At 73.6% G+C, this 11723-nt stretch carries 11 protein-coding genes; 8 read left to right on the top strand and 3 right to left on the bottom strand.

Annotated features, from left to right (window positions below; all coding sequences use genetic code 11):
• Positions 1-15 precede the first annotated feature (15 nt).
• Complete coding sequence (locus ACIOHC_RS03975; protein WP_401841266.1) at positions 16-1023, bottom strand: SAM-dependent methyltransferase; 1008 nt, start codon at positions 1021-1023, stop codon at positions 16-18.
• A 96-nt stretch (positions 1024-1119) separates the two neighbouring features.
• On the opposite strand from ACIOHC_RS03975, the gene ACIOHC_RS03970 reads away from it, so the two are divergent.
• Together ACIOHC_RS03970 and ACIOHC_RS03965 are read left to right on the top strand one after the other, a co-directional pair.
• Complete coding sequence (locus ACIOHC_RS03970) at positions 1120-2322, top strand: sensor histidine kinase (protein ID WP_351077458.1); 1203 nt, start codon at positions 1120-1122, stop codon at positions 2320-2322.
• 54 nt (positions 2323-2376) lie between these two features.
• Positions 2377-3054: a response regulator transcription factor gene (locus ACIOHC_RS03965; protein ID WP_351077455.1), complete on the top strand. Its 678-nt coding sequence runs from the start codon at positions 2377-2379 to the stop codon at positions 3052-3054.
• A gap of 14 nt (positions 3055-3068) precedes the next feature.
• Here the strand turns inward: ACIOHC_RS03965 and ACIOHC_RS03960 are convergent, their stop codons facing one another.
• Complete coding sequence (locus ACIOHC_RS03960) at positions 3069-4184, bottom strand: DUF5937 family protein (protein WP_351077562.1); 1116 nt, start codon at positions 4182-4184, stop codon at positions 3069-3071.
• A gap of 105 nt (positions 4185-4289) precedes the next feature.
• Between ACIOHC_RS03960 and ACIOHC_RS03955 the strand changes: the two genes are divergently transcribed.
• The gene (locus tag ACIOHC_RS03955) at positions 4290-4523 is read left to right on the top strand and encodes a hypothetical protein (RefSeq protein ID WP_351077454.1); all 234 of its coding nucleotides are present in this window, start codon (positions 4290-4292) and stop codon (positions 4521-4523) included.
• Positions 4524-4594: 71 nt separating this feature from the next.
• On the opposite strand, the gene ACIOHC_RS03950 is transcribed toward ACIOHC_RS03955, so the two are convergent.
• Positions 4595-5908, bottom strand: a complete 1314-nt coding sequence (locus ACIOHC_RS03950; protein WP_401841264.1) for a threonine aldolase family protein — start codon at positions 5906-5908, stop codon at positions 4595-4597.
• A gap of 187 nt (positions 5909-6095) precedes the next feature.
• Here ACIOHC_RS03950 and ACIOHC_RS03945 point away from each other — a divergent pair, with 187 nt between their 5' ends.
• The 5 genes from ACIOHC_RS03945 to ACIOHC_RS03925 are packed head-to-tail and all read left to right on the top strand — an operon-like array spanning position 6096 to position 11698.
• Positions 6096-7046 carry a Rossmann-like and DUF2520 domain-containing protein gene (locus ACIOHC_RS03945; protein WP_401841262.1) on the top strand — a complete coding sequence of 317 codons (951 nt, stop codon included), beginning with the start codon at positions 6096-6098 and terminating at the stop codon, positions 7044-7046.
• Positions 7043-8116, top strand: coding sequence for a pantoate--beta-alanine ligase (panC, locus tag ACIOHC_RS03940; protein WP_365691772.1), 1074 nt, complete (start codon positions 7043-7045; stop codon positions 8114-8116). Before ACIOHC_RS03945 ends, panC begins: the two co-directional genes overlap by 4 nt.
• The gene (locus ACIOHC_RS03935; protein WP_351077445.1) at positions 8113-9855 is read left to right on the top strand and encodes an L-aspartate oxidase; all 1743 of its coding nucleotides are present in this window, start codon (positions 8113-8115) and stop codon (positions 9853-9855) included. The genes panC and ACIOHC_RS03935 overlap by 4 nt, the downstream gene beginning before the upstream one ends.
• Before the next feature lie 2 nt (positions 9856-9857).
• Positions 9858-10901, top strand: a complete 1044-nt coding sequence (gene nadC, locus ACIOHC_RS03930) for a carboxylating nicotinate-nucleotide diphosphorylase (protein ID WP_351077443.1) — start codon at positions 9858-9860, stop codon at positions 10899-10901.
• A complete protein-coding gene (locus ACIOHC_RS03925) occupies positions 10901-11698 on the top strand; it encodes a type III pantothenate kinase (RefSeq protein ID WP_114245204.1) in 798 nt (265 codons plus the stop codon). Before nadC ends, ACIOHC_RS03925 begins: the two co-directional genes overlap by 1 nt.
• The last annotated feature ends 25 nt before the right edge of the window (positions 11699-11723 follow it).

Below are 11723 nucleotides of genomic sequence, written 5' to 3'. Positions count from 1 at the left end.
AGAGCCGGTCGGAGGTCACCCGACAGGCCCTCGGACCCCGGCGGGGCCGTCCTTGCGCTGTATCAGCCAGCCGAAGTCGCCGAGGCCGCCCAGGGCCGTCAGTTCCGCCGCCTCGCCCGCCGAGGCGAGGGCCCGTACGTATCCGGCCGGGTCGGCCGACGCCAGGGACAGCGGGGGGCGCCCGCCGTCGACGCCGAGGCGGCGCAGCGCCTCGCGCTGCGTCAGCACCTCGGGCGGTGCGTCGGCCCCGGCCGCCGCGGCGCACGCGTCCAGTGCCACGTGCGAGGTGAGGTCGCAGCTGCCGTCCGGCACCGGTCGCACCTCGCGGCCGGACCGGAAGCCGGTCAGTGTGCCGAAGGGCGGTCGCGCCTCCCGTGCGTGGGCGTAGTCCACCGCCACTGCGAGGCCCCCGGCCAGCGAGGCCACCGCCCCCGCCCAGGCCTCGTCGCGCGGGCGGCCGATCTCCGCCCGGCCACCCGGCCCGGCCGACGGCCACCAGCGGCGCAGCCACTCGGCATCCGCCCCGGTCACCGGATCGCCCAGCCGTTCCGCACCGTCCGCCGTCCGCACCAGGACGTACCGGTCGACGCCGTCCTCGTCGGTCTCGACGACCTCGGTGGGGACGTTGTCCAGCCATTCGTTGGCGAACAGCAGACCGTACGTTCCCCGTGGGGGTTCGGCGCACCACTCGATCCGGGGATCCAGACCGGCCGGGCGCGCGGCGAGCTCCACGGCGTACGCCCGCACGTCCAGGTCACCGGCCCCAGCGGCCGGAAGCGCGGCCAGCACCCCCGTCAGCAGTTCGCCCCGCCCCGCGCCCAGGTCCACCAGATCCACCGAGCCGGTGTCCAGCTCCCGCGCCGTTTTGACCAGCAGCCGGGCGACGGCCGAGGCGAACAGCGAAGACGCGTGGACGGAGGTGCGGAAGTGGCCCGCCGGCCCCTCGGGGCTCCGGTAGAACCCCCCGTCTCCGTACAAAGCGGCCTCTGCCGCCTCCCGCCACCCACGCCACTCATCCGTCACGTTCCCAAGTCTCCACCTTGGGGAGTACGGTCCCAGGAGCTGGATCGGCCCTTCGGCTGACCCATGCACCCACCGCCTGTCCCTACGCTGGGTTACGTGCAGCGCCTCTACGACTTCATCCGCAGACACCCGACGGGCGTCGACAGCTGCTGGGCTGTCTTCCTCCTCGGGCTCTCCGGCCTGTCCATGGTGGCGGATCCCGGCCGCGGCAGTGAGCGGCTGCCTGCCGTGCCGGTCGTCATCGGCCTCTGCACCGTCGTCGCGCTGCGTCGGCGTGCGCCGGAGAAGATGCTGCTGCTCGCCGTGGCGATGGGCGTCGTGCAAGTGGTGTTCGGGGTCAAGCCGGGTGTCGTGAACTTCGCGATGCTGGTGATCGTCTTCACCGTGGCCACCGTCGGGCAGCGCTGGGCGTCCCGGCTCGCGCTGGTCTGCAGCCTGAGCGCGGCCACTGTCGCCCAGCTGCGGTGGCCGCAGGACGTGCCCCAGACCGGTTGGCTGCAGCAGGCCTTCGTCGTCGTCGTGATGACCGTGCCGTTCGTGCTCGCCTGGGTGCTCGGCGACTCGATGCGCACCCGGCGGGCGTACTTCGACCAGCTGGAGGAGCGCGCGGCCCGGCTGGAGCGGGAGCGCGAGGCGCAGTCGAAGGTCGCGGTGGCCGCCGAGCGGGCCCGGATCGCCCGCGAGCTCCACGACGTCGTCGCGCACAATGTCTCGGTGATGGTGGTGCAGGCGGACGGCGCGGCGTACGTCATGGAGGCGGCCCCCGACCAGGCCCGGCAGGCACTGGAGACCATCTCCAGTACCGGCAGGCAGGCGCTCGCCGAGATGCGGCGGCTGCTCGGGGTGTTGCGGACCGGGGACGCCAAGGAGAGCGGGGAGTACGTCCCGCAGCCCGACGTCGAACAGATCGAGGACCTCGTCGAGCAGGTCAGGCAGACCGGCCTGGCCGTCGACTTCAAGATCGAGGGCACGCCCCGCCCGCTGCCCAGCGGGGTGGAGCTGACCGCGTACCGCATCGTGCAGGAGGCTCTGACCAACACCCGCAAGCACGGCGGTCCGGACGCCGGGGCCAGTGTGCGGCTGGTCTACTTCGACGACGGCCTCGGACTGCTGGTCGAGGACGACGGGCGGGGCGCGGCGCACGAGATGTACGAGGACGGCGGCGCCGACGGCGCGGGCCACGGGATGATCGGTATGCGCGAGCGGGTGGGCATGGTCGGCGGCACGCTGGACGCCGGGCCGCGTCCCGGCGGCGGGTTCCGGATCAGCGCACTGCTGCCGCTCAAGCCGGCCCACTAGAACTTCGGATCCTTGCGGGACAGACAGCAGGACAGACAGGAGACAGGACACCTCATGGCCATCCGCGTGATGCTCGTCGACGACCAGGTGCTGCTGCGCACCGGCTTCCGGATGGTGCTTGCCGCCCAGCCGGACATGGAGGTCGTGGCCGAGGCCGGCGACGGCGCGGAGGCGATCGAGATCCTGCGCTCCACCGCCGTCGACGTGGTGCTGATGGACGTCCGGATGCCGAGGCTCGACGGGGTCGAGGCCACCCGGCGCATCTGCGCGCAGCCCGGTGCGCCCAAGGTGCTCATCCTGACCACGTTCGACCTCGACGAGTACGCCTTCTCCGGGCTGAAGGCCGGGGCCAGCGGCTTCATGCTCAAGGACGTGCCGCCGGCCGAACTGCTCGCCGCGATCCGCTCCGTGCACAGCGGTGACGCCGTGGTCGCCCCGTCCACCACCCGCCGACTGCTCGACCGCTTCTCACCGATGCTGCCGAGCGGCAACAGCGAACCGCAGCACAAGGGCATCGCCAAGCTCACCGAACGCGAACGCGAAGTGATGCTGCTGGTCGCGCAGGGGCTGTCGAACGGCGAGATCGCGGCCCGCCTGGTGCTCTCCGAGGCGACCGTGAAGACGCACGTGGGCCGCATCCTCACCAAACTGAACCTGCGTGACCGGGTGCAGGTCGTCGTCCTCGCGTACGAGACGGGGCTGGTCAGGGCAGGCGGGGGCGGGGCGGGCTGAACCCGGCCCCCGGCTCAGCGCAGGATGCCCTCCAGGAAGTCGCTGCCGAGCCGGGCCACCACGGTCAGGTCCAGCTGGTGCTGGACGTACCGGCCGCGCCGCCTGGTGGTGACCAGGCCCGCCTTCTTGAGCGCCGCGAGATGCCGGGAGACCTCGGGCGCCGTGATGCCGTACGTGTCGGCGAGTTCGCCGGTCGTGTACGCGGACCGGGCGAGATGACGGCACAGGCGCATCCGCATCGGGTGGGCCAGCGCCTCCATGCGCAGCTGGAGCAGTTCCACGGAGGAGGGGGAGGACAGCTCGGGGCGGTGCACCGGGTAGTGGATCACCGGGCGCCAGCCCGGCGCGTGCAGCAGGTTCAGGTGCGGCCAGCCGAAGGCGGACGGGACGAGGGTGAGTCCGGGGCGGCCGACAGCCGGGTCGACGGCATCGGCCCGGCCCTCGGTGAGCTTGTCGGCGCTGATCCGGGTCCCGGCCTCGTCGAGCGAGAGTGCCGTGGACACCGCGCCTATCGCCTCGCGGAGCCCCTTGCGGCGCAGCAGATCCGTCTTGTGCCGGGCGTCGGCGACCAGCTGGACCTGCACCCTTCGCCAGGTGTCGGAGAAGAACGCCTGGTCACAGTCCTCGAACAGGCGGCGGATCCAGCGGCGCAGGGGGGCGGGGTCGGCCAGCAGTTGCTGGGTGAACTCCACCTGTTGGGGGCCGCGCGCCGCCGCCATGTCCAGGGCGCGGGCGCGCATCGTCGCGTCGCAGAGCGGGGAGGGCGCGCCTAGCCCGTACAGGCTGGAGCAGGTGAACTCCAGGGCGGCGGCGACGAACCGCTCGTCGTCCAGCCGGTCGAGGATGTCCAGGTCCTCGGCGAGGTTCGCGCCCGCCCTGCCGTTGCCGCCACGGACTCCGGCGAACGGCAGGAAGACGTCCGAGAACGTGTTGCGCCAGAGGAACTCGGCCTCGTGCAGCCGGTCGGCGAGGTCGGGTTCCAGCGCGCTGGCGGTCGCCGTCGCCCAGCCGTGCAGCCCCGGGTGGTGTCCGGGTTCGGAGAGGGCATGCAGGGCGAGCCCCAGCTCGGCGAGGGGGGAGGTCTCGAAGACGATGCTCTCGGGCGCCAGCCCGGCGATGTCGATGTGCACGCTCACCCCTCCATGGTGCGGGGTGCGCGCGGAAGCTCACGTGCCATTTGACGGTGGTCGTCAATCGGTCGGCCGGACCGGCCGGGCCCGGCCCACGCTGAGAGCATGGACGCCATTCAGCAGCACATGTTCGACAGCTACCGGGCGGCTCGGCGAGGTGAGCTGCCGCCGCCACTGCCGGGACGGCACGACTGGGGGGTGGTGCGCGAGGCACGCGACCGACGCCGCTTCGACCTGGTGATCGCGGGCCGCCCGGCGCGCCGCCGGTGGCGGACGGCGCTACGGGCGCTGTTCACCCGACGCCACCGAGCCGGTGCCCCCGGCCGGTGCGGCGTCTGAGGACCGAACCGTCCGGGCGGCGCCCCTGGGGCAGACGTGTCCGGCCACTCGATCGGCGCGGCTGCCTCCCGTCAGGCCAGCCGCTTCACGAACTCCGTCACTGCCTCCCGTACCTCCTGCGCCGTCCACTCCAGGCCTTCGCGTCCCACCGTGACCTCGGTGAACGACACCCCGGGCGGCCCGGCAGCCGCCGGGTACCAGTTACGGAAGAGTGCCACGCCCGTCTCCTCGGCCTGCCGCACCGCCGCCTCCGTCAGGACTTCCGCCTCGTACGGCAGCCACACCTGGAACTGATGCGTGTGCGGGGGTTCGGGATGCACCCGGAACCACCCGGCACCGGCCGCCGACAGGCCCTCGGCCAGCGCCGCGGCCACCACCTTGGCCTGTGTCACGTACGACGGCAGGCTCGGCAGCTCCCGGTCCAGGCCGATCAAAGCGGCGAGCGCTGCCGGGAACTGCTGGAAGAGCTGCCCGCCGTACCGGTGGCGCCAGGTTCGGGCCTCCTCGATCAGCGATTCGGGCCCGGCCAGCGCGGCCCCGGAGATTCCGCCCAGGGTCTTGTAGAACGAGACGTACACGCTGTCGGCGAGCGCCGCGATCTCCGGCAGTTCCCGCCCGAAGTGGGGGGCGCATTCCCACAGTCGCGCGCCGTCGAAGTGCACCACCGCATCGCGTTCCCGGGCCGCCGCCACCACGGCCTCCAGCTCCTCCCACGTCGGCAGGACGAAACCGGCGTCGCGCAACGGCAGCTCCAGCATCAGCGTGCCGAACGGCTCGGCGAAGTCCTGGATCTCCCGCGCCGTGGGCAGCCGGGGCTCGGACGTCGGATGGACGGTACGCAGCCCGCTCACCGCCCCCAGCGCGCCGCGCTCGTGCACCTCGGGGTGGGCCAGGGGGTGCAGTGCCACCGTGGGATCGCCGGTCCGCCCGGCCCAGCACCGCAGCGCGACCTGCTGCGCCATCGTCCCGGTCGGGAAGAACGCGGCGGCCTCCATGCCCAGCAGGCCGGCGATCCGCCCCTCCAGCTCGGCGACGACCCCGTCGCCGTAGATGTCCGCGGGACGGTCCGGATCGGTGACCGATCCGGCTCCCGCCGCCAGCGCGGCCAGCCGCTCACCGAGCGGAAGGTGCATGGGCGGCCTGATCAGGACCCGCTCGGCCGCGCGCCAGGCGCTCAGCCTGCGCAGCCGCTGTGCCTCCTCCCGCGACGGCTCCGGCTCGTGCGCCGGAGCATCCGCGGCCTGCCCGGCCTGCCCGGCCTGCCCGGCCTGCCCGGCTTGCCCGGCCTGCCCGGCTTGCCCGGCCTGCCCGGCCTGCTCCGTGCCGTCCCGTGCCCCGCCCCGCGCCTGTCGTACCTGCTGATCCGTGTCCGGCGTGTCTGTCATGGGACGATCATCACGCAGAGTGCGGCTCGCACCTGAACGAATTCCGGGCCCACCAGGCGCCGGGCCCTGCCGCGCCGGACGTTTCCCACAGGCTGTGGACAGCCGGGAACCCGGACGAAACGCTGGCGTAGCATGCAGAGGAATCGTCCGGTACCCCCCGCGGACTGGAACGGAAGGCCACCGCCGCGTGAATGCAACAGCCCCCAAGGAGCCCCTCGACGCGAGGGACCGCCCCGCCCGCCTCACGGTCGGCGTCGTGGGCGCGGGCCGCGTCGGCCCCGCCCTCGCCGCGTCCCTGCAGCTCGCCGGGCACCGACCGGTCGCCGTGTCGGGCGTCTCCGACGCGTCCGTGCGCAGGGCGGCCGCCCTCCTCCCCGACGTACCGCTGGTGCCGCCCGCCGAGGTCCTCGCGCGTGCCGAGCTGGTGCTGCTGACCGTCCCCGACGACGCCCTGCCCGGCCTGGTCGAGGGCCTCGCCGAGACCGGCGCGGTACGGCCCGGACAGCTGATCGTCCACACGTCCGGGCGGTACGGGACGAGGGTGCTGGACCCGGCGCTGCGGGCCGGTGCCCTGCCGCTCGCCCTGCACCCGGCGATGACGTTCACCGGCACCTCCGTCGACGTCCAGCGGCTGGCCGGCTGCTCCTTCGGCGTGACCGCCCCCGAGGAGCTGCGGCTCGCCGCCGAGGCGCTGGTCATCGAGATGGGCGGCGAGCCCGAATGGATCGCGGAGGAGTCCCGCCCGCTCTACCACGCGGCGCTCGCCCTCGGCGCGAACCACCTGGTCACCCTGGTCGCCCAGTCGATGGAGCTGTTGCGTACGGCCGGGGTCGCCGCCCCCGACCGGATGCTCGGCCCCCTCCTCGGCGCCGCGCTCGACAACGCGCTGCGCTCCGGCGACGCGGCCCTGACCGGCCCCGTGGCCCGCGGCGACGGCGGCACCGTCGCGGCGCACATCGGCGAGCTGCGCGAGCACGCTCCGCAGGCCGTGGCCGGCTACGTCGCGATGGCCCGCGCCACCGCCGACCGCGCACTCGCCCACGGCATGCTCAAGCCGGAGCTGGCCGAGGACCTGCTCGGCGTCCTCGCCGACGGCACCGGAACCACGGGCGGCACCGGATCACAGGAGCCCCGATGACCCACACGACCGGCAGGCCCGGCACGTCGCACACGCCCGGCGCCCCGACCCGTGCACCCGGTACCGCCCCGGCGGCCCCCCTGCTCCGCACGGCCGCCGAACTCGCCGCGTTCGCGCCCCGCAAGGGACCGCGGGCGGTCGTCATGACCATGGGCGCCCTGCACGAGGGCCACGCCACCCTGATCCGTACCGCACGCGCGGCCGCGGGCCCGGACGGGCAGGTCGTCGTCACCGTCTTCGTCAATCCGCTCCAGTTCGGCGAGGCCGCCGACCTGGAGCGCTACCCCCGTACCCTCGAAGCCGATCTCGCCGTGGCGGGCGCCGCCGGGGCGGACGCGGTCTTCGCACCGTCCGTCGAGGAGGTCTACCCCGGCGGCGAGCCGCAGGTCCGGATCTCGGCGGGGCCCATGGGCGAGCGCCTGGAAGGGGCGTTCCGCCCCGGGCACTTCGACGGCATGCTCACCGTCGTCGCCAAGCTCCTGCACCTCACCCGGCCCGATGCCGCCTTCTACGGGCAGAAGGACGCCCAGCAGCTCGCGCTGATCCGCCGCATGGTGCGCGATCTGAACTTCCCGGTCGAGATCGTCGGCGTGGAGACGGTCCGCGAACCGGACGGCCTCGCGCTCTCCAGCCGCAACCGCTTCCTGGACGCCGAGGAACGGCACACCGCCCTCGCCCTGTCCCGGGCCCTGTTCGCGGCGCGGGACAGGCTCGCCGCCCAGCAGGCGCTGCACGCCCGCGCGCAGACCACCGCGGCGACCACCGGCCGGGCCGCCGCCCTCACCGCGCTCGGCGAGACCCGAGCGGCGGCCGACACCCAGGCGGTGGCCCTGGCCCGCCCCGTGGACGGACCCGCCGCGGTACGCGCCGCGGCGCAGTTGATCCTGGAGGACGCGGCCGCCGAACAGCCGCCGCTCGCCCTCGACTACCTCGCGCTCGTGGACCCGGCCGACTTCACCGAGATCCCCGACGACCGCACCACCGGTGACGCGATCCTCGCCATCGCCGCGAAGGTCGGCAAGACCCGCCTCATCGACAACATCCCGCTGACCTTCGGAGCCACCACGTGACCGGAATACGGCTGACCGCCCCCGCCCCCGGCTGGTCCATCGACGCCGATGTCGTGGTCGTCGGCTCCGGCGTGGCCGGTCTGACCACCGCGCTCCGCTGCGCGGCCGCGGGCCTCGCCACCGTCGTCGTCACCAAGGCCCGCCTCGACGACGGCTCCACCCGCTGGGCGCAGGGCGGTATCGCGGCGGCCCTCGGCGAGGGCGACACCCCTCAGCAGCACCTGGACGACACCCTGGTCGCGGGCGCGGGCCTGTGCGACGAGCCGGCGGTCCGGACCCTGGTCACCGAGGGCCCCGACGCCGTGCGCAGGCTGATCGGAACCGGCGCCCACTTCGACACGACGGACAGCGGTGACATCGCCCTGACCCGCGAGGGCGGCCACCACCGCCGGCGCATAGCCCACGCGGGCGGCGACGCCACGGGCGCCGAGATCTCCCGCACCCTGGTCGAAGCGGTCCGCGAAGCCGCCCTGCACACCGTCGAGAACGCCCTGGTCCTGGATCTGCTCACGGACGCCGAAGGCCGGACCGCGGGCGTCACCCTGCATGTCATGGGCGAGGGCCAGCACGACGGCGTCGGCGCGGTCCGCGCCCCCGCGGTCGTCCTCGCCACCGGCGGCATGGGCCAGGTGTTCTCCGCCACCACCAACCCGGCGGTCTCCACCGGCGACGGCGTGGCCCTGGCGCTGCGGGCCGGTGCGGAGGTCTCCGACCTCGAATTCGTCCAGTTCCACCCGACGGTCCTCTTCCTCGGCGCCGACTCCGAGGGCCAGCAGCCCCTGGTGTCGGAGGCGGTACGGGGCGAGGGCGCCCACCTGGTCGACGCGTCCGGCACGCGCTTCATGGCCGACCAGCACGAACTGGCGGAACTGGCCCCGCGCGACATCGTCGCCAAGGCCATCACCCGTCGGATGCAGCTGCACGGCACCGAGCACATGTATCTCGACGCCCGGCACTTCGGCGCCGAGATGTGGGAGCAGCGCTTCCCCACGATCCTGGCGGCCTGCCGCGCCCACGGCATCGACCCGGTCACCGAACCCGTCCCGGTCGCGCCCGCCGCGCACTACGCCTCCGGCGGCATCCGCACCGACCTGCGGGGACGTACGACGGTGCCCGGCCTGTACGCCTGCGGCGAGGTCGCCTGCACCGGCGTGCACGGCGCGAACCGGCTGGCGTCCAACTCCCTCCTGGAGGGGCTCGTCTTCGCCGAGCGCATCGCCGCCGACATCGTCGAGGACCGCCCCCGCGCGGGCGCCCCGACGACCGACGCCCTGCCCGATCCCTCGCCGCTGCTCGCGCCCGAGGCACGCACCACGATCCAGCGGATCATGACCCGGGGCGCCGGAGTCCTCCGCTCCGCCGAGAGCCTGGCCGCCGCCGCCGAGGAGCTGGAGGCTCTGCACGAGGGCGCCGCCCGTGCTGCCGAGGCGACCGAGCCCAAGGTCGCGGTACCCGGGGTCGAGGCGTGGGAGGCCACCAACCTGCTGCTCGTCTCGCGCGTCCTGGTCGCCGCCGCCCGTCGGCGCGAGGAGACCCGTGGCTGCCACTGGCGCGAGGACCGGCCCGAGCGCGACGACGAGAACTGGCGCCGTCACCTCGTCGTCCGGCTCACCCCGGAGCGTCAACCGGTCCTCCGTCGGACGGAGACCGAGGCATTCGGGCCCGTACGTCCCACGCAGGCACCAGACTGCGCAGCAGCACCCCCGACCCACCCCGCCGACGTCACCGAGGAGCCGTAACCGTGAGCACGCCCGAAGAGAATCCGCGCCCGACACCCGTGGACGTACCGCTGATCCAGATCGGCGCGCCCGCACCGTCCGCGGGCGGCTGCGGGGACGGCTGCGGCTGCGGCGGGGACGAGCTCTACGAGCTCGACCCGCTGGAGTGCGGCCTCGACCCCGACCTCGCCCAGCTCCTCGCCGACGTCGGCCTGGACCCGGTCCAGGTCGAGGACGTCGCGCATGTGGCCATCGAGGAGGACCTCGACGGCGGTGTCGACGTCACCACCGTCGCGACCGTCTCCGAGGACGCGGTGGCCACCGGCGACTTCACCGCCCGGGAGGCGGGCGTGGTGGCGGGGCTGCGCATCGCCGAGGCCGTCCTTTCCATCGTCTGCACGGACGAGTTCGCGGTCGAGCGCCACGTCGAGGACGGCGACCGCGTCGCCCCCGGCCAGAAGCTGCTGACCGTCACCACCCGCACCCGCGACCTGCTCACCGGCGAGCGCAGCGCGCTCAACCTGCTCTGCAGGCTCTCCGGCATCGCGACCGCCACCCGTGCCTGGGCCGATGTGCTCGAAGGCACGAAGGCCGAGGTCCGCGACACCCGCAAGACCACGCCGGGCCTGCGCGCCCTGGAGAAGTACGCGGTGCGCTGCGGCGGCGGCGTCAACCACCGCATGTCGCTGTCGGACGCGGCGCTGGTCAAGGACAACCACGTGGTCGCGGCGGGCGGTGTGGCCGAGGCCTTCAAGCGGGTACGGGACGAGTTCCCGGACGTTCCGATCGAGGTCGAGGTCGACACCCTGCAGCAGGTACGCGAGGTCATCGACGCGGGCGCCGATCTGATCCTGCTGGACAACTTCACCCCGCTGCAGACGGCCGAGGCGGTCGCCCTGGTCGGTGGCCGCGCGGTCCTGGAGTCCTCCGGCCGGCTCTCCCTCGACACCGCGCGCGCCTACGCGGAGGCAGGCGTCGACTACCTGGCCGTCGGCGCGCTCACCCACTCCTCGCCGATCCTCGACATCGGCCTGGACTTCCGCGACACCGACGAGGCCGGCGTCTGATGCTGCTCACCATCGACGTCGGCAACACCCACACCGTGCTCGGCCTGTTCGACGGTGAGGAGATCGTCGAGCACTGGCGGATCTCCACCGACGCCCGCCGCACCGCGGACGAACTCGCGGTACTGCTCCAGGGGCTGATGGGCATGCACCCGCTGCTCGGCGAGGAGCTGGGCGACGGCATCGAGGGCATCGCGATCTGCTCCACGGTCCCGGCCGTCCTGCACGAGCTGCGCGAGGTGACCCGCCGCTACTACGGCGACGTCCCCGCGGTCCTCGTCGAGCCGGGCATCAAGACCGGGGTGCCGATCCTGATGGACAACCCGAAGGAGGTCGGCGCGGACCGCATCATCAACGCGGTCGCCGCCGTCGACCTGTACGGCGGTCCGGCGATCGTCGTCGACTTCGGTACGGCCACGACCTTCGACGCGGTCTCGGCCCGGGGCGAGTACACCGGCGGTGTGATCGCCCCCGGCATCGAGATCTCGGTCGAGGCGCTGGGAGTCAAGGGCGCCCAGCTCCGCAAGATCGAACTGGCCCGGCCGCGCAGCGTGATCGGCAAGAACACGGTCGAGGCGATGCAGTCGGGGATCATCTACGGCTTCGCCGGCCAGGTCGACGGTGTCGTCGCGCGGATGAAGAAGGAACTGGCGGCCGACCCCGACGACGTCACCGTCATCGCGACGGGCGGCCTTGCGCCGATGGTGTTGGGCGAGTCCTCCGTCATCGACGAGCACGAGCCCTGGCTCACTCTCATCGGGCTGCGCCTGGTGTACGAGCGGAATGTGTCCCGGATGTAGCGGATGCGGGGTGTACCTGCGGGAA

Origin of the sequence: Streptomyces sp. NPDC088252 (assembly GCF_044740965.1) — a bacterium.
Taxonomy (GTDB): Bacteria; Actinomycetota; Actinomycetes; order Streptomycetales; family Streptomycetaceae; genus Streptomyces.
Note: the sequence above shows the minus strand (reverse complement) of the source record. Positions and strands in the feature narration are given on the sequence as shown.